The organism is Nitrospirillum pindoramense (assembly GCF_007827955.1).
Lineage (GTDB): Bacteria > Pseudomonadota > Alphaproteobacteria > Azospirillales > Azospirillaceae > Nitrospirillum > Nitrospirillum amazonense_B.
Window position 1 is genome coordinate 281,733 of the sequence record NZ_VITR01000008.1, and the last position, 22,290, is coordinate 304,022.

20 protein-coding genes, 2 pseudogenes and 1 riboswitch are annotated in these 22,290 nt (G+C 69.3%); of the genes and pseudogenes, 15 read left to right on the top strand and 7 right to left on the bottom strand.

Features of this window, described 5'->3' with window-relative positions; all coding sequences use genetic code 11:
* Positions 1–136: 136 nt before the first annotated feature.
* Positions 137–373, top strand: a riboswitch (cobalamin riboswitch).
* A gap of 209 nt (positions 374–582) precedes the next feature.
* From cobW to cobJ, 6 genes are all read left to right on the top strand, one after another.
* Entirely contained in the window at positions 583–1,629 is a 1,047-nt protein-coding gene (gene cobW / locus FBZ90_RS15575) for a cobalamin biosynthesis protein CobW (RefSeq protein WP_145733585.1), read from the top strand.
* Between the two features lie 164 nt (positions 1,630–1,793).
* Complete coding sequence (gene cobN / locus FBZ90_RS15580; protein WP_145733586.1) at positions 1,794–5,513, top strand: cobaltochelatase subunit CobN; 3,720 nt, start codon at positions 1,794–1,796, stop codon at positions 5,511–5,513.
* Positions 5,510–6,871, top strand: coding sequence for a precorrin-3B synthase (gene cobG, locus FBZ90_RS15585; protein ID WP_145733587.1), 1,362 nt, complete (start codon positions 5,510–5,512; stop codon positions 6,869–6,871). The genes cobN and cobG overlap by 4 nt, the downstream gene beginning before the upstream one ends.
* Before the next feature lie 14 nt (positions 6,872–6,885).
* Positions 6,886–7,566, top strand: coding sequence for a precorrin-8X methylmutase (locus FBZ90_RS15590; protein WP_145733588.1), 681 nt, complete (start codon positions 6,886–6,888; stop codon positions 7,564–7,566).
* Between the two features lie 6 nt (positions 7,567–7,572).
* Positions 7,573–8,367, top strand: a complete 795-nt coding sequence (locus FBZ90_RS15595) for a precorrin-2 C(20)-methyltransferase (RefSeq protein ID WP_145733589.1) — start codon at positions 7,573–7,575, stop codon at positions 8,365–8,367.
* Entirely contained in the window at positions 8,364–9,149 is a 786-nt protein-coding gene (gene cobJ, locus FBZ90_RS15600; RefSeq protein WP_145733590.1) for a precorrin-3B C(17)-methyltransferase, read from the top strand. Before FBZ90_RS15595 ends, cobJ begins: the two co-directional genes overlap by 4 nt.
* On the opposite strand, the gene FBZ90_RS15605 is transcribed toward cobJ, so the two are convergent.
* On the bottom strand, positions 9,125–9,868 hold the full coding sequence (locus FBZ90_RS15605; RefSeq protein WP_145733591.1) for a cobalt-precorrin-6A reductase: 744 nt from the start codon (positions 9,866–9,868) through the stop codon (positions 9,125–9,127). The genes cobJ and FBZ90_RS15605 overlap by 25 nt on opposite strands.
* A gap of 29 nt (positions 9,869–9,897) precedes the next feature.
* On the opposite strand from FBZ90_RS15605, the gene cbiE reads away from it, so the two are divergent.
* From cbiE to cobM, 3 genes are read left to right on the top strand one after another with little or no spacing between them, the layout of a single operon-like run.
* A complete protein-coding gene (gene cbiE, locus FBZ90_RS15610) occupies positions 9,898–11,121 on the top strand; it encodes a precorrin-6y C5,15-methyltransferase (decarboxylating) subunit CbiE (protein ID WP_145733592.1) in 1,224 nt (407 codons plus the stop codon).
* The gene (locus tag FBZ90_RS15615; RefSeq protein ID WP_186455832.1) at positions 11,118–11,543 is read left to right on the top strand and encodes a cobalamin biosynthesis protein; all 426 of its coding nucleotides are present in this window, start codon (positions 11,118–11,120) and stop codon (positions 11,541–11,543) included. The genes cbiE and FBZ90_RS15615 overlap by 4 nt, the downstream gene beginning before the upstream one ends.
* Positions 11,540–12,301: a precorrin-4 C(11)-methyltransferase gene (cobM, locus tag FBZ90_RS15620; protein WP_145733594.1), complete on the top strand. Its 762-nt coding sequence runs from the start codon at positions 11,540–11,542 to the stop codon at positions 12,299–12,301. The genes FBZ90_RS15615 and cobM overlap by 4 nt, the downstream gene beginning before the upstream one ends.
* Here cobM and FBZ90_RS15625 read toward each other — a convergent pair.
* Positions 12,280–13,437, bottom strand: a complete 1,158-nt coding sequence (locus FBZ90_RS15625) for a cobalt-precorrin-5B (C(1))-methyltransferase (RefSeq protein WP_145733595.1) — start codon at positions 13,435–13,437, stop codon at positions 12,280–12,282. The genes cobM and FBZ90_RS15625 overlap by 22 nt on opposite strands.
* Here FBZ90_RS15625 and cobA point away from each other — a divergent pair.
* Together cobA and FBZ90_RS15635 are read left to right on the top strand one after the other, a co-directional pair.
* On the top strand, positions 13,436–14,224 hold the full coding sequence (gene cobA / locus FBZ90_RS15630) for a uroporphyrinogen-III C-methyltransferase (RefSeq protein WP_145733596.1): 789 nt from the start codon (positions 13,436–13,438) through the stop codon (positions 14,222–14,224). The two genes, FBZ90_RS15625 and cobA, sit on opposite strands and share 2 nt — an antisense overlap.
* A complete protein-coding gene (locus tag FBZ90_RS15635; RefSeq protein ID WP_145733597.1) occupies positions 14,217–15,548 on the top strand; it encodes a cobyrinic acid a,c-diamide synthase CobB in 1,332 nt (443 codons plus the stop codon). Before cobA ends, FBZ90_RS15635 begins: the two co-directional genes overlap by 8 nt.
* A 66-nt stretch (positions 15,549–15,614) precedes the next feature.
* On the opposite strand, the pseudogene FBZ90_RS15640 reads toward FBZ90_RS15635, so the two are convergent.
* Positions 15,615–16,451, bottom strand: a pseudogene (locus FBZ90_RS15640) (IS110 family RNA-guided transposase); the annotation flags it as partial.
* Between the two features lie 70 nt (positions 16,452–16,521).
* Here FBZ90_RS15640 and FBZ90_RS15645 point away from each other — a divergent pair.
* Positions 16,522–17,242: pseudogene (locus tag FBZ90_RS15645) on the top strand (IS110 family RNA-guided transposase); the annotation flags it as partial.
* A gap of 327 nt (positions 17,243–17,569) precedes the next feature.
* Here FBZ90_RS15645 and FBZ90_RS15650 read toward each other — a convergent pair.
* The 4 genes from FBZ90_RS15650 to FBZ90_RS15665 all read right to left on the bottom strand — a co-directional run bounded on the left by FBZ90_RS15650 (position 17,570) and on the right by FBZ90_RS15665 (position 20,927).
* Positions 17,570–19,099 carry an AAA family ATPase gene (locus tag FBZ90_RS15650; RefSeq protein WP_145733598.1) on the bottom strand — a complete coding sequence of 510 codons (1,530 nt, stop codon included), beginning with the start codon at positions 19,097–19,099 and terminating at the stop codon, positions 17,570–17,572.
* Between the two features lie 3 nt (positions 19,100–19,102).
* Positions 19,103–19,909: a metallophosphoesterase gene (locus FBZ90_RS15655; RefSeq protein ID WP_145733599.1), complete on the bottom strand. Its 807-nt coding sequence runs from the start codon at positions 19,907–19,909 to the stop codon at positions 19,103–19,105.
* Between the two features lie 134 nt (positions 19,910–20,043).
* Positions 20,044–20,451, bottom strand: a complete 408-nt coding sequence (locus tag FBZ90_RS15660) for a hypothetical protein (RefSeq protein WP_145733600.1) — start codon at positions 20,449–20,451, stop codon at positions 20,044–20,046.
* 122 nt (positions 20,452–20,573) lie between these two features.
* Entirely contained in the window at positions 20,574–20,927 is a 354-nt protein-coding gene (locus FBZ90_RS15665) for a hypothetical protein (RefSeq protein ID WP_145733601.1), read from the bottom strand.
* Positions 20,928–21,107: 180 nt separating this feature from the next.
* On the opposite strand from FBZ90_RS15665, the gene FBZ90_RS15670 reads away from it, so the two are divergent.
* From FBZ90_RS15670 to FBZ90_RS27855, 3 genes are all read left to right on the top strand, one after another.
* Positions 21,108–21,425 carry a helix-turn-helix domain-containing protein gene (locus tag FBZ90_RS15670; protein WP_186455833.1) on the top strand — a complete coding sequence of 106 codons (318 nt, stop codon included), beginning with the start codon at positions 21,108–21,110 and terminating at the stop codon, positions 21,423–21,425.
* 197 nt (positions 21,426–21,622) lie between these two features.
* Entirely contained in the window at positions 21,623–21,877 is a 255-nt protein-coding gene (locus tag FBZ90_RS15675) for a helix-turn-helix domain-containing protein (protein WP_145733603.1), read from the top strand.
* A gap of 239 nt (positions 21,878–22,116) precedes the next feature.
* Positions 22,117–22,284 (top strand): hypothetical protein, encoded by a 168-nt coding sequence (locus FBZ90_RS27855; RefSeq protein WP_186455838.1) that lies wholly within the window; start codon positions 22,117–22,119, stop codon positions 22,282–22,284.
* The last annotated feature ends 6 nt before the right edge of the window (positions 22,285–22,290 follow it).

The window sequence follows — 22,290 nt, forward strand, 5'->3', positions numbered from 1 at the left end:
GGCGGATTTGTCACGAAATTAGGGACGAGTTTCTAGGAATCGCCCCTCGTACCAGCGCATCAACAGCGGGCACGTCATGTCCCTGGCGGCAACAGCCCTGTTGACGAAAACAATTGATCCCCAGCCCCACTCGGCACACCATCGGCGGCGCAACCGTGCCTCGACTGCCTGCCGCGACCCGGTATAATAGTGAAGCCGATTCAAGGCCGGAGCCTCCCCCGCGACCGTGCGCGGTGAGCATTGGCTCCGCCGACGATCATTTATCAGGACTGTTGGTGAACGCCACTCGCTTTGGGGCCCCGGGGCTCCGGCCGGGGAGGCTGTCAGAGCCAAAACAGCAAGCCAGGAGACCTGCCATCGCGAAGATTCACATCCGATCCGCCGGGGATGCCGGAAGCGGGAATATCGCCATGGCCTGTTCGTCAGCGTTCTGTCTTCTCGCCATCTGTTCCCCGACTCTCCATCGCACAAAATCTCTTCTTCCGTCTTGGTCCGCCCCGGTTGGCCCCGCGCCCATTGGGCGTATCCACGCCAATGGCGATCAACGCACACGCTCCGTTGTCTCTATGAGAGTACCTTCCCATGCCCCCCACCGCCAAAATCCCCGCCACCGTCATCACCGGCTTCCTCGGCGCCGGCAAAACCACGCTGATCCGCGGCCTGCTGCGAAACCCGGGCGGCCGCAAGCTGGCGTTGATCATCAACGAGTTCGGCGATGTCGGGGTGGATGGTGCGGTGCTCAAAGGCTGCGGCGACGCGGCCTGCCCGGAGGATCGGGTGATCGAATTGGCCAACGGCTGCCTGTGCTGCACCGTGGCGGACGATTTCGTGCCGGCGCTTGAGTCATTGCTGAACCGGAATGACCCGCCGGACCACATCCTGATTGAGACCAGCGGCCTGGCCCTGCCCAAGCCGCTGGTGCGCGCCTTCACCTGGCCCGCCGTGCGCTCGCGCGTCACGGTGGACGGCGTGGTGGCGGTGGTGGCGGCCGATGCCGTGGCGGAGGGCCGCTTCGCGCCCGATGCCGTGGCCCTGGCCCGGCAGAAGGCGGCCATGGAGGCCGGCGACGCCACGGTGGAACACGAGACCCCGGTGCAGGAGGTGTTCGAGGACCAGGTGCTGTGCGCCGACCTGATCCTGGTCAGCAAGACCGACCTGGTGGATGAGGTGGGCCAGGCCGCCGTGGCAGATACAGTGAAAGCCTTGCGGCCCGGCGCCCCGCCCCTGGTGCGCGTGGCCCATGGCGATATCGACCCCAATGTGCTGCTGGGCCTGTCGGCCGCGGCCGAGGCCGACCTGGACGCCCGAATCAGCCACCATGATGATGAGGAAGACCACGACCACGACGACTTCACCAGCTTCGTCGCCGACCTCCCCGCGCAGGCCGATCCGGAGGCCCTAGTTCGTCGGCTGGGCGAGGTCGCCCGGCGCTTCGGCATCCTGCGTCTCAAGGGTTTCGTCAACGTGCCGGGCAAGCCCATGCGCCTGCTGGTCCAGGGCGTGGGTACCCGCATCCAGACCAGCTATGACCGGCTGTGGGCGCCGGACGAGGCACGGCACAGCCGGTTGGTGGTGATCGGCGAAACCGGCCTGGACAGGACGGCCATCGAGGCGGCGCTGGCCAACTGATGGGCTGATGGGCGACGCGGTTGGGCATGGACGCAAAGCTGTGCCCTGGTCCAATCCACCTCTTGACCCAATCCGCCTGTTGAATGGACGGCGTATAGAGGTTAGAGCGGCATAACGCTCGCTTTTCGACTCTTAGAGTCGTCACACAGGGTCCCGCCCTTCCCATGCACCTGCTGCCCACCCAGGCCGAGGATCTGCTGGCATCCCCCCAGGCGGAAGATTTGGGGCAGACGCCGGCGGACTGCGTGCTGCTGTCCTTTTCCGACAGTGACCTGTCGGCGATGGCGGCCGCCTACCATGGCTTGGGTGGTGTTCCTTGGCGGCCCACCCTGCGCCTGGCCAACCTGTCACGCCTGGGGCATCCGCTGTCCGTCGACCTGTATGTCGAGAGCGTGGTATCGCGGGCGCGCTTAGTCATCCTGCGCCTGAACGGCGGTGCCGCCTATTGGCGCTATGGTCTGGAGCAGGTGGCGGAGACATGCCGCGCCCAAGGCATTCCCCTGGCCGTCCTGCCCGGCGAGGCCAAGGCCGATCCCGGCCTGGACGCCGCCTGCACCGTGGACGTGGACACCGCCCGCCGGCTGTGGCGCTGCTTCGTCGAAGGCGGGCCACGGAACATGGCCCGCCTGCTGGCCCTGGCTGCCCATCTGGTGGCAGGGTCAGCACCGGCCGACCTGGTGACGGGGGAGCCCGAGCCCCTGCCCCGGTTCGGCCGGTATCAAGGATGGACTCCGAAGGCCTCCCGCGAGGGACCGCCCACGCAGCAGCCAAGCGTCGCCCTGGTTTTTTATCGATCCTACCTACAGGCCGGCAATCTCGCGGCCCTGCATGCCGTGGCCGACGCGCTTACCCGGCGCGGCCTGGCGCCCCACCTCTATTACGCGGCCAGCCTGAAGGAAGCGGACGCCGCCCGCTGGCTGGCGGCCGAACTCGCGGCGCTGCGGCCTGCCGTGGTGCTGAACGCCACCGTCTTTTCCGCCCGCGCCACCACGCCAGAACAGGGCCCCGACGACGCCTCCCCCCTGGATGCGGCCGGCGTGCCGGTGGTGCAGGTCACCCTGTCGACGGGATCGGAGACGCTGTGGGAAAAGGCCCGTGCCGGACTGGGCCCCGCCGACCTGGCCATGAACGTGGTGCTGCCGGAGATGGACGGGCGCCTGGCCGGCCCAGCCATCGCCTTCAAGGCGGCGGCGGACTGGGACCCCGCGCTGGAATACGCCCCCATGGTCAGCCGCCCCCGCGCCGACCGGGTGGAGGCGCTGGCCGACAAGGCGGCCGCCTGGGCCCGCCTGGCGACCACCCCGCCGGCTGGGCGCCGCGTGGCCCTGGTGCTGTCCGACTATCCCGCACGCGGCGGCATCGGCCTAGCCCTGGGGCTGGACACGCCGGCCAGCACCCTGGCCATGCTGGCGGCCCTGGCCGATGCCGGTTATGGGGTGCGCGATATGCCCACCGATGGCGCCGCCCTGATGGCGAGCCTGCAGCGGCCGGTGGACACCCAGGCGTCGGGTTTGAGCCTGGCGGACTATGCCCGGCTGATGGATGCAGCGGCGCTGGCCGCCATCACTGACCGCTGGGGCCCGCCCGCAGCCGACCCGCTGGCACACGATGGCGCCTTGCGCTTCCGCGTCCTGCGGTGTGGCAACCTGCTGGTGGCGGTGCAGCCCAGCCGGGGCCATGGTGCTATCGACAGCGCCGCCCATCACGACCCCGACACCCCGCCCAGCCATGGCTACGCCGCCTTTCACCTGTGGTTGCGTCATGTCGCGGACGTGCATGCCCTGGTCCAGGTGGGGGCCCATGGCACGCTGGAGTGGCTGCCGGGTAAGGCCGTGGCCTTGTCCGCCGACTGCTGGCCGGAGCGGCTGGCCGGCCCCCTGCCCATCCTCTATCCCTATATCGCCACCAACCCGGGGGAGGGCGTGCAGGCCCGCCGTCGCCTGGGCGCCGTGCTGGTAGGTCACCTGCCGCCGCCGCCGGTGCCGGCGGGACTCTATGGCGACCTGGCGGAGTTGGAGCAGGCGCTGGACGAATATGCCCAGGCGCAAAGCCTGGATCCGCGCCGCCTCCCCACGCTGCGGACCCGCATCCGGGATCTGGCGTGGCAAGCCGGCGTCGCCCGCGACCTGAACTTGGCCCAGGACCCCACCACGGGCGACCTGCCCGACGACGCCTTGGCCCGGCTGGACGCCCATCTCTGCGATATCAAGGAAATGCAGATCCGTGACGGCCTGCATATCTTCGGGACCGCACCGGACGACGATGCCCAGGCCAGCTTCCTGGCTGCCATTGCCCGTTTCCCCCGCCGGGGCCAGCCGGCGCTGACCGAGACGCTGGCCCGCGACCTGGGCTTGGCCGGCACCTTGGAGGATTTGTTCGGCGGGGAAGCCGCAGCCCCCTGGCCCCATCCCCTGCCCCCTGTGTTGGCGGCGCGCACCGGGGCGCTTCCCACCGCCGGCCGCGTGCGGGCCGCCCTGGATGGTTTGGTGCGGGATCTGGTGACCGGCAAGATCATTCCGGATACGGAATGGCCTAAGACCCACTTGGGCCTGTCCGCCCTGCATGCCGAGGTAACGCCCGCCCTGGCTGTCAGCGGTCCGGCGGAAATGACGGCCCTGCTGGCGGGGTTGGACGGCCGCTTTGTCGCCCCCGGCCCCGGCGGATCACCGGCACGCGGGCGGGCCGACGTGCTGCCCACCGGCCGCAACCTGTACGCCGTCGATCCCCGCGCCGTGCCCACACCCACCGCCTGGGCCCTGGGCTGGAAGGGGGCGGATGCCGTACTGACCCGCCACCTGCAGGACCAGGGCGATTGGCCCCGCCAATTGGTGGTGGATTGCTGGGGCAGCCCCACCCTGCGCACCGGCGGGGAGGAGCTGGCCCAGGCACTGGCCCTGATGGGCGTGCGCCCCCTGTGGGAGGCCGGCAGCGGCCGGGTGACGGGAATCGAGGTGCTGCCGGCCACAGTCCTGGGCCGGCCACGGGTGGACGTGACCTTGCGCATTTCCGGCCTGTTCCGCGACATGTTCCCGGCGCAGCTGGCGCTGTTCGACCAGGCGGCGCGCAAGGTGGCGGGGCTGGATGAGCCGGACGCGGTGAACCCCCTGGCCGCAGCGGTGCGGGCGGACCACGGCGCCCTGCTGGCCAGCGGCCTGGACGCCGCCACCGCCGAACGCCACGCCACCGCCCGCATCTATGGCGCCGCCCCCGGCGGCTATGGCACCGGTCTGGCGCAACCGCTGGCCACTGGCGATTGGCAGGCGCGCGATGAGCTGGGCACCGCCTATCTCGATACCGGCTGTCATGCCTATGGCCTGGGCCTCGACGGCGTGCCCCTGCCCTCCCTGTTCCGCCGCCGCGTGGGCCTGGCCGACGCCCTGGTCCATATCCAGGACCAGCGGGAGACCGACGTGCTGGACAATGACGGTATGACCCAGTTCGAGGGCGGCTTCGCCGCCGCCGCCGGCCTGCTGGGCGGCGCACCGATCCTCTATCACGTCGACAGCACGGAGCCGGAGCGCATCACGCCCCGCACCCTGGCGGAGGAGGCGGCCCGGGTGGTGCGCGGCCGCGCCGCCAACCCACGCTGGATCGACGGACAACGCCGTCACGGCCACAGTGGCGCCGCCAACCTGGCGCGCACGGTAGATGGCGCCGTGGCCCTGGCCGCCCTGGCGGGCGCCGTGCGGTCGTACCAGGTCGACAGCCTGTTCGACGCCTATGTGGCGGATGAGGAAACCTGGGCCTTCCTGGCCGACAGCAACCCGGACGCCGCCCGCCAGATCCTGGACCGGTTCGAGGAAGCCTTGCGCCGGAATTTATGGCATCCCCGGCGCAACTCGACGCCCGAAGATCTGGCCCGGCTGCGCAAGGAATTGGCATGACGCCCGCCATCATCAACCCGCCGCGGGTGCGCGGCGCCTGCCCAGGGGCTCTGGTGCCTATGGAGGTTGCCGACGGTCTGCTGGTGCGCCTGCGCATCCCAGGCGGCAGGCTAACCGGACCCATGACGGCCGCGATCTGCGATTTGGCCGAGCGCCACGGCAACGGCCTGGTGGACTTGAGCCAGCGCGCCAACCTGCAACTGCGCGGCGTCCGCCCCGAAACGCTGTCCCCCCTGACCGACGCCTTGCGCGCGTTGGGCCTGGTCAACGGCGATCCGACGGCGGAGCGGGTGCGCAATGTGCTGTGCAGCCCCACCTGTGGCCTGGACCCGGCCTGCGCGCCGGTGCGCCCTCTGGCCGTGGCGCTGGACACGGCCCTGAGTAACAGCCCCGATCTGTGGACCGCCCTTCCCGCCAAGTTCAGCTTTGTCCTGAACGGTGGCGGTCAAGCACCCCTGGCCGATGCCGTGGGCGACATCCGTTTCGACGCCCTGCCCGACACCGCCCTGTTCCGGGTGGCGGTGGGGGGTGACCAGGCGAGCGCAACACCCCTGGGCGTCTGCGCCGCCGATGTGGTGGTGGACACAGCGCTCGCCTTGTCCCGCGCCTACCTTCGCCTCTCCGCCAGCCGCTACCGGCGCTTGGCCGCCCTGGTGGCGGCGGAGGGGGCGGCCGGCTTGGCCGCGCACCTGTCCCTGGCACCGCTGTCGGTAGACGCCTCTCTGCCGAGTCTGCACCTGAACCAGGTGCTGGGCGCTCAGGCGGGTTGGGTGGGGCTCGCCTTCCCCTTCGGCGGGCTGAGCGTTCAACGGCTGGCGCAGATCGCCCATATGACACCAGTCCTGCGCCTGACGCCCTGGCGTGCCCTGCTGCTGGAAGGGAATTTCAGCGGCGACCCGGTGGATATCTTCCAGCCGCTGGGCTTCATCCTGGCGCCCGATGATCCCCGCCTGGCCCTGTCGGCCTGCAGCGGCCGCGGCGCCTGTGATTCGGGGCTGACGGACGCGCGGCGGGACGCGCTGGCCCTGGCCCAGGTGGCGCCCCGGCTGCTGGCGCGCGGGCATATCCATGTTTCAGCCTGCACCAAAGGCTGCGCCCACCCGGCGCCGGCGCTGGTCACCCTGACGGCGCGGGACAGTCAGGCGGGCAACCCGGTTTATGATATCGGCCTGCTGGCCGCCGCCGGCGGGACGGCGCAATGGCGCGGCGTGACGCCGGCGCGCGCGACATCGCTGGTGGCGGCGCTCGAAGCTGTCTATACCGACCGCAGGCGGCAGGATGAGGATCCCACCGCCTTCGTCACCCGCCTGGGCGGACCGGCCGAACTGGCCGCCCAGGTCGAGGCCCATGCCGCGTAAAGGAATGCCCGCCGTTGCCCAATCCTGAGTCCCCTAGCCCCGGCGCGCCCCTTTCCCCGGTTCCGGCACGGTACGACTACATCCGCGACGGTGCCGCCATCTATGCCCGGTCCTTCGCCATCATCCGGGAAGAAGCCAAGCTGGATCACCTGCCGGAGGATTTGCGGGCCGTGGCCGTACGCATCATCCACGCGGCAGGCTTGGTCGAGACGGCCGAGCATCTGTTGTTCTCACCCGATGTCGGCACTGCCGCCCGGAACGCCCTGCGCGCCGGCGCGCCCATCCTGTGCGACGCCCAAATGGTGGCGCACGGCGTCACCCGCGCCCGCCTGCCGGCCGACAACGCCGTGATCTGCACCCTGAGCGACCCCGCCGTGCCCGCCCTGGCGCAGGACCTCGCCACCACCCGCTCAGCGGCCGCGCTAGAGCTGTGGCGCCCGCATCTGGCGGGATCGGTGGTGGCCATCGGTAACGCGCCCACGGCCCTGTTCTATCTTCTGGAGATGATCGCGGCCGGTGCACCCTGTCCTGCCGCCATCCTGGGCTTCCCCGTTGGTTTCGTCGGCGCGGCGGAGAGCAAGGACGCCCTGGCCACCAACCCCTGGAATTTGCCGTATCTGGCGGTCGCGGGGCGCCGGGGGGGCAGCGCCATGGCGGCAGCGGCGGTCAATGCCCTGGCCTCTGACCGGGAGTGAAAGCCCATGTCCACCATCACCCCTGGCACGCTTTACGGCATTGGCACCGGCCCCGGTGACCCGGAACTGATGACCCTGAAGGCGGTGCGCCTGTTGCGCGCCTGCCCGGTGGTCGCCTATTTCGCCAAACGTGGCGGGCCTGGCCAGGCGCGGCGTATCGCGGCCAGCCACCTGGACGGCACCCAGCACGAGGTGCCCATGGTCTATCCCGTCACCACCGAACTGCCGCCCGACAGCCCGGCCTATGCCGCCGCCATCGAGGGCTTTTTCGACGAGTCCGCCGAGCGCCTGGCCACCCTGCTGGCGGCCGGCCAGTCGGTGGCGGTGCTGAACGAAGGGGACCCGTTCTTCTACGGGTCCTATATGCATCTGCATTTGCGCCTGGCCCCCCGGTTCACTGTGGAGGTGGTGCCGGGCGTGCCCTCGCTGCTGGGCTGCGCCGCGCAACTGCCCATCCCGCTGACCATCCGCGACGACGTGCTGTCCGTCATCCCCGGCACACTGGGCGAGGCGGCGCTGGCCGAGGCCCTGTCCCGGGCCGACGCGGCGGCGGTGATGAAGCTGGGCGGCAACCTGCCCAAGGTGCGCCGCGTGATCGAGAGCCTGGGCCTGACCGCCCGCGCCTGGTACGTGGAGCGTGGCACGACCGAGACCCAGCGGGTGCACCCCCTGGCCCAGGCGCCGGACGTCGCCCCCTACTTCGCCATGATCCTGATCCCCGGCCAGGGCAAGCGCGGCGACATGCTGACGGCACCCCAGGCGGCGACGTCTGGGGTGGCGGCCCAGGGAGGGGCGGAATGACCGGTACCCCCATGGGCAGCCTGACCGTCATCGGCCTGGGCCCCGGCCCCGACCGGTGGCTGACGCCGGAGGTGGCGGACGTGGTGGCGCATTCCACCGACCTGGTGGGGTATGGCCCCTATCTAGACCGCATCCCCCACAGCGCCTTTCACCGCCGCCACGGCTCCGACAACCGGGTGGAACTGTCGCGGGCGCGCCTGGCGCTGGACCTGGCGGTGTCGGGCCGCCGGGTGGCCCTGGTGTCGGGCGGCGACCCCGGCGTCTTCGCCATGGCATCCGCCCTGTTCGAGGCGCTGGAGTCCGGCGGCGACCCCGCCTGGGCCGAGGTGCCGGTGAGGGTGTGCCCCGGTGTTTCCGCCATGCTGGCCGCCGCCGCGCGGGTAGGCGCCCCCCTGGGCCATGATTTTTGCGTTCTGTCCCTGTCGGACAACCTGAAGCCGTGGGATCTGGTGTTGAAGCGCCTGCGCCTGGCGGCGGAGGGGGACTTCGTCATCGCCCTGTACAACCCCATCTCCAAGGCGCGGCCCTGGCAGTTGGGGGCCGCCCTGGACACCCTGCGCACGCTCAAGGCCCCGGCCACGCCGGTGGTGTTGGCCCGCGCCGTGGGCCGGCATGACGAGGACGTGACCATCACCACCCTGGCCGACTGCGACCCCGCCACGGCCGACATGCGCACCCTGGTGCTGATCGGGTCCAGCCAGACCCGGCTGCTGCCCAAGGGCGGGGACGGCGATGTCTGGGTCTATACGCCACGCAGTTATACGGCGGTGGGGGACAGGTGAGCCGCCAGCCAGGCCATAGCGTCGGACGCGGCGTAGAGGCGGGATGCCGTTCCCGCCGGCGGCCGGTCGACCATGACCACGGGCAGCCCCAAGGCCCGTGCGGCGTCCAGCTTGGCCGCCGTGGCATCGCCGCCACTGTTCTTCGTCACCAGGGTACCGACGCCGTGGGCGCGCATGAGGGCTATTTCACTGTCCAGCGTGTAAGGCCCACGGTCCAGGACCAGGACGGCGCCAGCCGGCAGGACATCCGGCGGGTCGACCGCGCGCACCAGGAACCGCCGGTCCAGGTCCAGGAAGGGCCCCAGTTCCTGGCGGCCAACGGTCAGGAAAACGGTATCGGGCAGATCGGTCAGCACCTCGGCCGCGGCATCCGTGGTCCTCACCAGGCGCCAGTCATCGCCCTCCCTGGCCGTCCACGGCCGGCGCGTCAGCACAGCCAAGGGCACACCGGCGGCGGCACAGGCCGCCTCGGCATTGGCACTGATCTGGTCGGCGAAGGGATGGGTCGCGTCGATCACCGCTTGGACGCTTTCTGCCCTCAGGTAATCCGCCAAGCCCTGCGCACCGCCGAAGCCGCCGACGCGGGTGGGCAGGGCCTGGGGCGCCGGGTCGCGGGTGCGGCCGGCCAGCGACAGGGTGGCCTGGAAACGGGCGTCACCCGCCAGCAGCCCCGCCAGCTGCCGCGCCTCCGTCGTACCGCCCAGCACCAGTACCCGCATCGCCCCACCTTTCCCACCGTGTGCGCGCCATGACTAGCACCCCCGCCCCCTGGCTGACCATCGTGGGCATCGGCGAGGATGGCTGGGGCGGCCTGGCGTCTGCCGCCCGTGCCGCGGTGACCGAAGCCACGCTGGTGGTAGGCGGCGTGCGCCACCTGGCCCTGGTGCCGGAGACGGCGGGACAGGAGCGCCTGGCCTGGCCCAGCCCGCTCAGCGACGCCTTCCCCGCCCTGCTGGCCCGGCGCGGCCAGAAAGTGACGGTCCTGGCCAGCGGCGACCCGCACTGGTTCGGCATCGGCGCCACGCTGGCCCGCCTGGTGCCGGCGGAAGAGACGCGGGCGTTCCCGGCGCCCGGCGCCTTCACCCTGGCGGCATCCCGCCTGGGCTGGGCGCTGCAGGAGGTGACCTGTCTGTCGCTGCACGGCCGCCCGTTGGAAACCGTCATCCCCCACTTGTTCCCCAGGTCGCGGTTGCTGCTGCTGAGCTGGGACGGCACCACGCCGGCGAAGCTGGCCGCCCTGCTGCGCGACCGGGGCTTCGGCCCCAGCGCCCTGACGGTGCTGGAGGCCATGGGCGGGTCACGGGAGCGCGTGCGCGCCGCGACGGCGGACGGTTGGACCGAGGCTGACGTCCTGGACCTGAACACCATCGCGCTGACCTGCGCCATCACCCCCGGCGCCCGGGTGCTGCCGCGCGGCCCCGGCCTGCCCGACGACTGGTTCCAGCACGACGGCAAGATCACCAAGCGCGAGGTGCGGGCCGTGGTCCTGTCCCACCTGGCGCCGGGCCGGGGGGAGATGCTGTGGGACGTGGGTGCCGGCTCAGGCTCCGTCGCCATCGAATGGCTGCTGGCCGATCCCGCCAACCGCGCCGTGGCGGTGGAAAGCCGGACTGACCGCACGGATTCCATTCGCGCCAACGCCCTGAGCTTTGGCGTGCCGGGCCTTTCCGTGCGCGAGGGCGCGGCGCCGGACGCGCTGGCGGACCTGCCCCCGCCGGATGCTGTTTTCATCGGTGGCGGCCTGACCGGCGCTGGCGTGGTGGAGGCGTGCTGGCAGGCGCTGCGCCCCGGCGGCCGGCTGGTCGCCACGGCGGTGACGCTGGAAACGGAGGCGGCACTTTCACAATGGCACACCACGCTGGGCGGGTCGCTGACGCGGCTGTCGGTGGAGCGCGCGGTGCCGCTGGGGAATTTCCGGGGATGGCGGCCCCTGATGCCCGTCACCCTGTGGCGCGCGGACAAGCCATCATGACCGCCCTGCCCACCCCCCGTCTTCCCGCCCCCTGGGCCATCGGCATCGGCTGCCGCCGGGATGTCGGAGTCGCCGAGATCCAGGATCTCCTGGCCCAGGCGTTCAAGCACCTGGGCTGGACCGCGCCGCCGGAAGGCCTGATGCTCTGCACCCTGGCCGGCAAGGCGACGGAGCCGGCGTTGGTCCAAGCGGCGGACCGGCTGAAGGTGCCCCTGGCGGGCCTGGACCCCATCGCCCTGCAGACAGTGACCACCCTCACCCCCAGCGCGGCACCCGGCTACGGCCTGCCTCCGGTGGCGGAGGCGGCAGCCCTGGTCGCCTGCGGCGCCCCCGGCAACCCAAGGGCCCACCTGGTGCTGCCCCGCATCCAGGGGCCGGCCAGCACCTGCGCCGTGGCCTGTTCCGAAGGCATTCTTCCATGACCGTGCACTTCATCGGCGCCGGACCCGGCGCGCCCGACCTGCTGACCCTGCGCGGACGCGACCTGATCGCCCGCTGCCCCGTCTGCCTCTACGCCGGGTCGCTGGTGCCGGCCGCTGTGCTTTCCCATGCCCCGGCGGACGCCCGTATCGTCGACACGGCCCCGCTGTCGCTGGAGGAAATCGTGGCGGAGTTCCAGGCGGCCCACGCCGCCGGCCAGGACGTGGCCCGCCTGCATTCCGGCGACCTGTCGGTCTACAGCGCTCTGGGCGAACAGGTGCGCGCCCTGAAGGACCTGGGCATCCCCTACACCATCACGCCCGGCGTGCCGGCCTTCGCCGCCGCCGCCGCCGCCCTGGGCCGGGAGCTGACCCTGCCGGAGGTCAGCCAGACCCTGGTCATCACCCGCACCAGCGGCCGGGCTTCGGCCATGCCGGCCAATGAGACGTTGGAGGTGCTGGGCGCGTCGGGCGCCACGCTGGCCATCCACCTGTCCATCCATGTCATCGACCAGGTCGTGGCGCGCCTGGCCCCGCTGTACGGCGCCGACTGCCCGGCAGCGGTGGTCTACCGTGCCTCCTGGCCCGAGGAACGGGTGCTGCGCGGCACCCTGGCCGACATCGGCGCCCAGGTGGCCGCCAACCCCATCGACCGTACCGCCTTGATCCTAGTGGGCCGGACCCTGGGGACGGAGGATTTCCGCGCCAGCGCCCTGTACGATGCCGGGTATCAGCGGCGCTATCGCGGGAGGGGGGAGTGAGTGTCCGCCACGCCGCCAGCCTGACCGATGATGCCGCCCTGGCGGTCGATGACCAGCACGTCGACGGTGATGGGCGCATCCCCCAACACCCCCACCGCCACGTCCCGCGCCATCGTCGCCACCCGGTCCGCCACGGGCAGGCCGGCGGCATCAGCCAGGTGCAGCACCTGCAAGGCGGTGTTGGCGCCCCGCGCCTGGGCCAGCAGGTCGGCGTCGGCGCCAAGATCGGCCAGCACGCCGGCCAGCCAGTCCAAATCAACCGCGTGGCGCTTGGAATGAAGGTCCATCAGTCCCCGGGCCAGCTTGCCCAGCTTGGCGAAGCCGCCGGCGATGGTCAGGCGCGGCACGGGATGACGGCGCAGGTACTTGAGCGTGCCGCCGGCGAAATCGCCCATGTCCAGCAGGGCCTGTTCGGACAAGCCATAATGCCGGGCCACCGTCGCCTCCGACGTGCGGCCGGTGCAGGCGGCGACATGGGGCAGGCCCGCCGCCCGGGCCACGTCCACGCCCCGGTGGATGCTGGCAATCCAGGCGCCGCAGGAATAGGGCACGACGATGCCGGTGGTGCCCAGCACCGACAGGCCGCCGATAATGCCCAGGCGGCCGTTCAGGGTGCGCCGGGCCAGCGCCTCACCATTGTCGATGCCGATTTCCACCACAAGATCGGGGGCCAAGTCCCCGACGACCCGGCCAGCAGCCTGGGCCGCCGCCGTCACCGCCGCGCAGATCATGGCGCGGGGCACGGGGTTGATGGCGGGCTCACCCACCGGCAGGGGCAGGCCCGGCAGGGTCACGGTACCGACCCCGGGGCCCGCGCGAAAGACGACCCCACCGCCGTCCGCCCCCGCCCAGACCCGGGCCCGCACCAAGGCGCCATGGGTCACATCCGGATCATCGCCCGCGTCCTTGATCACGCCCGCCTCGGCCCAGCCGTCCCCCCTGGCCGTCACGGCCAGGGCGAAGGCTGGCTGCTGCCCGCCGGGCAGGGTGATGGTGACCGGATCCGGGAAGTCGCCGCCGAACAGGGCGGCTGTGGCCGCCGCCGCCGCCGCCGTGGCGCAGGCGCCGGTGGTCCAGCCGGGGCGCAGGTCGCGCCCCACCGTTCCTTCCGCATCGCTATCGCCGTTTCCATCCATGACTGACCCGACCCTGCCGCCCCTAGCCCTTCCCGTGTTCCAGCCCGGCAGCGTCTGGCTGGTGGGTGCCGGACCGGGCGACCCCGGCCTGCTGACGCTGCTGGCCCTGCATGCTCTACGCCAGGCCGACCATATCGTCTACGACGCGCTGGTGGATGAGCGCATCCTGGATTTCGCCAACCCCGGCGCGGTGAGGGAGTTCGCCGGCAAGCGCGGCGGACGGCCCTCCCCGGCGCAGGAGGATATCAGCCTGCGCCTGGTGGAACTGGGGCGCCAGGGCTTGCGCGTGCTGCGCCTGAAGGCGGGGGACCCCTTTGTCTTCGGCCGGGGGGGTGAGGAGGCGCTGGCCCTCGTGGCCGCCGGCGTGCCCTTCCGCGTGGTGCCGGGCGTCACCGCCGGCCTGGCGGGGCCCGCCTATGCCGGCATTCCCGCCACCCATCGCACCGCCAACCAGGCCGTGATCTTGGCCACCGGCCATTCGGCCGGCGGCGGGGCGGACTGGGCGGCCCTGGCCGCGACCAAGGCGCCGCTGATCCTGTACATGGCCTGGCGCGGCCTGGGGGACATCGCCCAGGCCCTGATGGCGGGCGGCCTGGAGCCGGAAACCGCCGTGGCCGTGATCTGCGACGCCACCACCCCCCGGCAGAAGGTGCTGACCAGCACACTGGCCACCTGCGCCCGCGACCTGGCGGACAGCGGGCTGGCGCCGCCAGCCATCATCGTCATCGGCGCCATCGTGGCCCTGCGCGGCACCCTGGACTGGCTGGGGGTTCCATCTGATGATTGATCGCTTGGCGCCGGGCCTCATCATCGCTTCCCCCGCCTCGGGCTCCGGCAAGACCACCCTGACCCTGGGCCTGCTGGCGGCCTTCCGCGCGCGCGGGATCGACGTGCGCGCCGCCAAGTCCGGCCCCGATTACATCGACCCGGCCTTCCACGCCGCCGCCTGTGGCCACCCCAGCCTGAACCTGGACAGCTGGGCCATGCCGCCAGCCTTGGTCGACAGCCTGGCTGCCCAAGCGTCGAGCGGCGGGGAGCTGTTGATCTGCGAGGCCCTGATGGGCCTGTTCGACGGCGTGGCCCGGGTGGGCGCCTGGGGCAACGGCGCCACCGCCGACATCGCCGCCCGCACGGGCTGGCCCGTGGTGCTGGTGGTGGACGGGCGCGGAGCGTCGCAGTCGGTGGCGGCGGTGGTGAAGGGCTTCGCCACCTACCGGGACGACGTGCGCGTGGCCGGCGTGGTGCTGAACAACATCGCCAGCCCCCGCCACCGCAACCTGATCGAGGGCGCCATCCTGGCGCTGGGCATCCCCGTGCTGGGCGCCCTGCCCCGCACCCCCGGCCATGCCCTGCCGGAGCGCCACCTGGGCCTGGTGCAGGCCTCCGAGACCGAGGCGCTGACCGAACGGCTGGCCGCCCTAGGCGCCTGGGTGGCGGAGCATGTGGACCTGGATCGCCTGGCGGCCCTGGCCGTGCCCTACGCGCCGAGCATCACAACGGCAATGGCCGCCTTGCCGCCACCGGGCCAGCGCATCGCCCTGGCCCGCGACGCCGCCTTCAGCTTCGCCTATCCCCATGTCCTGGCCGGCTGGCGCGCGGCGGGGGCGGAAATAGTGCCGTTCTCCCCCCTGGCCGACCAGGCACCCGATTCTGGGGCCGACGCCGTGGTGCTGCCCGGCGGCTACCCCGAGTTGCATGCTGGCCGGCTGGCGGCGGCGCGAACCTTCAAGGCCGGCATGCACGCCCTGGCCGCCCAGGGTGCCGCGATCTTTGGGGAGTGCGGCGGCTACATGACCTTGGGCGAGATGCTGGTGGACGCGGATGGCCAAGCACATGAGATGCTGGGCCTGCTATCCGTCCAGACCAGCTTCGCCAAGCGCAAGCTGCACCTGGGCTATCGCCTCATCACCACCCTGGCCGACATGGCCCTGGGCCCCGCCGGCAGCCGCTTCCGAGGCCACGAGTTCCACTACGCCAGCGTCCTGACCCCGGGCGCCGACGCCCCCCTGCTGACGGCCGAGGCCGCCGACGGCACCGACCTGGGCCCCCTGGGGAGCCGGCGGGGCAGCGTCGCGGGGTCGTTTCTGCACTTGATCGCGCGGGAAGGATGACCTGTTACACGTCGACTTGAGCTTGCTTCCCCTTCGGCGCGAATGAATACATTTGTCCTCAAATTCTAACAGGGCACGGAGATAACGGTCGCCGCCCTTGCTGATCCTACCGATGTGTTCCTTGCCACCGCTGGCCTGGATCCTCGGCGTCAGACCAAGCCAGGCCGCGAAGTGCCGGGCCGACTGGAACTATCGTCCGTCGCCGACGCTGGCGACGATGGCGCTCGCCGTGATCGGCCCCACGCCCAGAGCCGACGCAAGCCGCCGGCTGGCCGCCGAACTCTTGTGCCAAGCGACGATCCGCGCCTCCACGGACGCGATCCGGGTGCTCAAGGTATCGATGTGCTCAAACGCCTCACTGATCGCGGCACGCGCCTCGTCCGGGAGGAGATCGCCGCCAACCTTGTCCATCCGCTGTCGGAGTTCAGCAATCCGCTGGATGCCTTTGCCCGCGACGATGCCGAATTCCGTCAGCAGTCCGCGTACCGTGTTGATCGCGGCCGTTCGTTGGCGAACAAAGGCCGCGCGCACGCGATGAAGCGACAGCACGCCTTGCTGATCGAGCGTCTTGACCGGGACGAAGCGCATGTTCGGCCTGGCCACGGCTTCGCAGATCGCCTCAGCGTCGGCAGCATCCGTCTTGTTCCGCTTCACATACGGCTTGACGTATTGGGGCGGGATTAATCGAACCGAATGTCCGAGGCGGGAGAGTTCACGGGCCCAATGGTGAGCGGCAGAGCAGGCCTCCATCCCAACCAGGCATTGTGGCAATCTGGCAAAGTACGAAACCAGTTCGCATCGGGACAAGCGACGGCGCAGTACCGTCTGGCCGGCATCATCCACACCGTGGATCTGGAAAACGGATTTGGCGAGGTCGAGGCCGATCTTTACAACGGTGGATATGGCAACACCTCTGTGGCTGGAGACGCCCCACTCTACTCCTCAGTTTGGGACGGGGGTGGTCCATGCCATCAACCGGGACGCGGAGGCGATCGCGGAAGCGGCGACGCGGCCGACGATGCGCTTTGTCGAGGTGAAGACGGAAGCGCAGTCGGACATGCAATCGCTGCACAGGGCGCGGGAGCGTTTGGTGAACGACCGGACCGCGCTGATCAACCACCTGCGGGCACTCCTGCTGGAACGGGGCATCACCGTGGCGCAGGGGCGGCGCAAGCTGGAAAAGGAATTGCCCGGCATCCTGGCCGACGAGGCGTTGGGCTTGAGCCCCCGCATCCGCCAGTTGGTCAGCGATTTGCGTGAGGAATGGCAGGGGCTGGATCATCGGATCGCCGCGTTCGACATTGAGTTTGTCGCCCAGGCACGCAACGACGAGACGGTCCGCCGCCTGATCTCGGTGCCTGGCATTGGCAGCATCAACGCGACGGCGCTGGTGGCGGCCGGCCGCCTGGCTGGGGCTGGTGCCGCGCCAGATGACGACGGGTGGCAAACCCAAGCTGCTCGGCATCAGCAAGCGCGGCAACCGCTACTTGCGCAAGAACCTGATCCACGGCGCCCGGGCGGTGCTGCCGTTGCTGGTCGAGCGCGACACGCCGCTCGGCCGCTGGGTAAAAGGGTTGCTGGAGCGCGCCCACAAGAACACCGTGGTGGTGGCGCTCGCCAACAAACTGGCGCGCATCGCCTCGGCCGTCCTGACGGGTGGACAGGGCTTCGGTGCGGAGCATGCCGTGGCGGCAAGAGACGAAATTGATCGGCGCGCGGTCAATGATGCGCACGGTCGCCGGTGTCTGCGGGCGGTAGGACGAGATGACCTGACAGTCGAACGGCAGTGCGGAAACCTGGGCTTTGTCAACGGCCTTCGAGGCCGGGCCGATTATGAGGACCGAACTGCGCGGATCTCCATCTTGGCCGGGGGCATCGCCCCGAGGCCGGATACGTTGAAGCAGACTGATCAAGGCGGGATCGTCAAACCATCTGTGGATGGGACGGGCCATACGTTAACAGAAAGCGCCTGCGGAGCCTTTTCAGGCATCCGCAGGCTGTCCTGGTGTGATCGTGCAGGCTCACTGCATTCCGCCGATGGGGACGAGGACCGCGATGGCGGTTCCATCAGCCGCTGGATCCAGTGACGCCAACTGCTGCATCAGGTCACCCAAGCGCATGGACCGCCGCGCCTTCCTGGCGACCCGCCTCGCCCCCCGCACCCACTGCGTCACATGGGCCCCCGTGGCGCCACCCGTGGCGGCGATGGCCGCCACCTGGAACAGGTCGGCACCGGGCAGGTCCGTCCCCAGATGGTGCCTGAAAATGCCGATCAGCGCCGCCGTGTCCGGTACCGGGATGGTGATCACCCGTTCCAGGCGGCCGGGCCGCAGCAGGGCCGGCTCGACCACCTCGGGCATGTTGGTGGCCCCGACGACGACCACGCCCTGCCGTCCCTCCACGCCGTCCAAGTGCTCCAGGAGGGCGTTGACGATCTGGCGCTGGTAGGTGCTGTTGTACCCGTGAGAGCTGGCCGTGCGGCTGGTGAAGCCGTCGATCTCATCAATGAACAGGATGCAGGGACTGGCCTCGGCGGCCTCGGCGAAGGTGGCGTTCATGGCCTTCAGCATCTCACCCTGGTGTCCCGCCGCTTGCCAGCTGGCGTGGGAGCCGAGGATCAGCGGCACACCGCAGCTGCGCGCCAGGGCCGCCGCGAACGTGGTCTTGCCCGTGCCCGGCGGGCCGGCCAAAACGACGCCGTGCTCAACCGCATCCCACCCGATCCGGCCGGCGCGGTAGTCGGCCAAGTCCTCGGCCAACTGACGCCCCCAGGCCACCGCTTCATCCATTCCCGCTAGTTGGTCCAGCGTCGGCCCCGCCGGAAGTCCTTGAACCTCAGGTGCCGGCGGCGCTTCGGTGGCCGCCTGCATCCGCCGTTGAAAACTCGTCCGCGTGGCAAGGGACTTACGGACCGCGGCCAGCCAATCGTCGGCTGTGATCCCGTCGTACCACCCTAGTGCCAGGTCGCTGGGGACCACCTGGCTGGCGAAGGGGTCCGGTAGCAGTTCGTAGGGGAAGTTGGGCCACTGTCCCGTCCGGTCGTCGATGAATTGCATGACCTGCAGGTTTGTCGGCCCCGGCAGCCGGGCCTGCCCGCGCCTCGGCAAGCACCAGAACTCGAGGGGCAGGTCGTCGGCTGAGAAAGCCACCCCGACCACGCTTCGTCCCTGATGCCAGGCGTCCGTCACCGCAGCACCTGCGGTATCCCACGAAAGGGGGCCGGGGCTTTCCGGCACCATCCACGGGTCGTCGGTGTGGTCGCCAGTGTCGTCGGCCGTCCGGTTGTTCAGCAGGTGGCGGAGGGCCGCCCGAACCGGCCGGAGCCAATCAGCACTCGGTACCAGCAGCAACGCGGCGGTCTGGGCATCGGGGATGACTTGGTGGTCACTGCTCTGGGTGCCCCCCAATTGCAGGTCCAAGTCCGTACCCTCGATCGTGTCCAGGATCATCCGACGGGCGAACTCTACGTCGATGGGCAGGACGGAGTGGGCGGGGGCCGCGTCGAGCAAACGCTCCACATCGTCGATGGTGAGGCAGTCAAGATTGTCCATGTTTCAGAACTCCTGTTGCAAGCCGTAGGGATCGAAAGAGGGGTTGTGGTCGTGAATGTTGTCGCCATGGCCACGGGGATTGGCCCACAGGGGCGTGCGGCCGATGGCGAGGTTGGGTGGCGGGTCGTGGATGTGGCCGTAGCACCAGGCATCCGGCTGGTACCGCTCCACCAGCCAGTCCAAGTGACTGGCGTAGGCGCAGGACCACCGATCCTGCTGCGCCCACGCCGGCAGGCACCGGGCGGACGGAGCGTGGTGAGTGACCGCGATGGTGGGGCCGTTGTGTGGGGTGGCCAGACGGCCTTCCAACCATTCCACCGACTGGTGGTGGAGGGTGGCCGTGTCCAAGGGGCGCAGGCGGCGGTAGCCGCCCCCGGCCACCCTGATCTGCCGATAATCCCGCATGTGGGGACTGTAGGCGTCGCCCACCAGCATCGCAGCATCCGCTCTGACCAGGCGGTCGTCGGCACCGGCGAACAGTCGGACGTCGGTCCACAGGGTACAACCTAGGAACCGGATGCCGTGGACGATGGCCTCGTCCCGTTCCAGCAAGGTCACGCCCTGGCTGGCCAGCCTGGTCCGCAGCCTATCCATGCCGTCATCGATGCTGCTGCCGAAGATGTCGTGGTTGCCGGCGACGGCCAGGACATGGTCGCACCCGAACACAGCCCTGGCGTCGGGCCAGGGCAGGCCACGGGCCTTGACGTTCAAATCACCGGCCAGGACGACGATGTGGGCCTGCAGGTCGGTGGGTGGTGTCCAGGGGGCGGAATCGAGGTGGAGGTCAGAAAAAAGGGCAACACGGACCATGATGGGGCTCCGGAACTGGCCTGGGACAGTGCCCAGGCCAGCGAAGCCCAGGCGCGCTTAAACCGTGGCCTTGGCCACCGGCGGACGTTTGGTTTTGCCGCGCATGGTCATGATGATTGTCCTTTATCCGGCGGTCAGAGTGGGATCGGGATACCGCCCTGAGCCTTGAACTCGGTAGCGGCGAGGCAATAGTTGAAGTCGGCGAGGAGGGCCGGCAGTAGCAGGAGGCCAAACCCCAGGATGGGGATAGTCAGGATGCTGAAAACAACGAAGAACGTGACGAAGAGAATGGACCTCTTGAGGTAGTACAGGTCGCCGGAGGGAGTCCTGATCGCCCGGATCTGTCGGCCACTCAGCCAGTTTCCGTTCCAATAAATGGTTGTATCGCCTTGGGCGTGGACGTTGAGGAAGCTATCCAGCGATTCCGCGATATGAATATTGTTCAGGACGATGTCGCCGATCTTCACCACGGAATACTTGCTGAACTTTCCTGCAACGATGCCATTGCCAAGAAGGCTGAGTCTTCCAGTCACTGATCTCATGATGCACCTACGTCTGTCGGGGCGCACGGCGGCCGAACCGGACGGGCTTTCAAGCCGCAAATCCAGGCGGGCCGCCGGCTGGGGCCGGGGGCGGGGAATACGGCAGCCGCCTTGGCGACTGCCTAGCCTTTGGCTTTGACGAAGGGGACGGAACCGAGCATCGGGACCTCGAGCGTCAGGTCGTTCTTGGTGCGGTGGGCGGTGATGCTGTGACCATCGGCTGTGACGATGAACCAGGTGTCGCCATCGTGCTTGTAGCTCACCGGGACGGCAGGAAAGCCGTTGCTGGGGACCATGGCGCCCGCGGTGAACTCGACTGTCTCACCGAAGATGGCCGCCTCCTGCTGCTCTTTCGTAGCCGCCTTGGACATCTCCCATTTCCCCAGCACCGGGTTGTTGTCGCCGCAGGCGGTCAGCAGCAGGCCGACGCTGGCGATTACGGTGAGACGGGCGGTGGTGCGGAGCAGGGAGCGCATGGTGGAGGCAATCCGCGTCTGTGGGAGAGGCGTGCAAGGGTTTGCACGAACCGCGAGTTTCGGAAAATTCTGAAACCGAAGTTACGTGCGGATATCAATGAATATACCGTACGCTAGTCCGTTCCGGCAATATCTTTTTCCGCTCATCATGCGGAAATGGACGTTCGAACTCGCGTAGCAATGCGGATCAAGGCCATCCGCAACCGAAGGGGGCTCAGTCAAGAAGCCCTGGCGGCTCTTATTGACCGATCGCCCGATGCCATTTCGAACCTGGAGCGGGGAGTCTCGCTGCCTAGCTACGATACGCTGGATCTGCTGGCGCAGGGGCTCGGCGTACCCTTGGCTGAATTCTTCGTCGATGAAAAAGGGGACGATCCCCGCCGGGCTGAAGCTATGGCTCGTCTGAACGACGCTGCACGGCAATTGGACAACAAGATGTTGGCGACTGCTGCCGCCATCGTTGAATTGTTGGCCGCAGGGCCGGGCAAACAAGCCTGAGTATGCTTCCGACGGAGGGCGCTGCCCGTCAACAGCTAATATTTTTTATCGAGGCAGGCGTAGCGAGTGTGAAGGGCTGTCATGGTGGGCCTATGATTAGGTCTCTGTCGGGCTTACAAAACCACCATTATCCTATAATGGGATAATCCGCAATTGGGATTATCGACAAAATCAGCTTCAGCAATCCGCCGGTTTTCATGCCCAAGTCCCTTCGATCGCCCCAGCAACAGCAACTGCAAAGCCTGCTCATCGAATTGCGCAAGGCGAAGGGCCTAACGCAGACCGAGGTGGCAACCCGACTGCGCCGCCCTCAGTCTTTCGTCGCGAAATACGAGGGAGGCGAGCGGAGGCTGGACGTTGTGGAATTCATTGAAGTGGCTCAGGCGCTGGAAGCGGATGCCTGCTTGGTGCTGGGTGAATTGATCCAGCGATCACCAGTCACGACGGACTGAACCGGTTGGGAAACCGGACAATCAGGCCGCTACGAAAGTAGTCCCTGGTTAAGCATGGCTCTGATCAGTCGTCTGTGAATGATCGCTAAGGCGCTGGCACAGTGAGTGTTTCAGCGCCCGATCAGTAATCGGATTTGCAGGAAAGCGGGGGCTCGGCCTCCGCTTTCCTGCGATTTGGGATCCCCTTTTGGGCCGTTTCGTGATTCGATTCCCGCTGTGAACAGCGGTGGGAACAGGCCATGTCACGACCACGGGATACCCGTCAGAAAGACCTTCTGCGTCCAGCCCTGGACCAGATCATCGACCTGAAGCATCCACTGGTGGAGCTGGCGGGGAAGATCGACTGGGGCTTCCTGGAACAGTGGAGTGCGCCCCTTGGGGTGGACACAGCGGGTATAAAAGATTGACGGTGA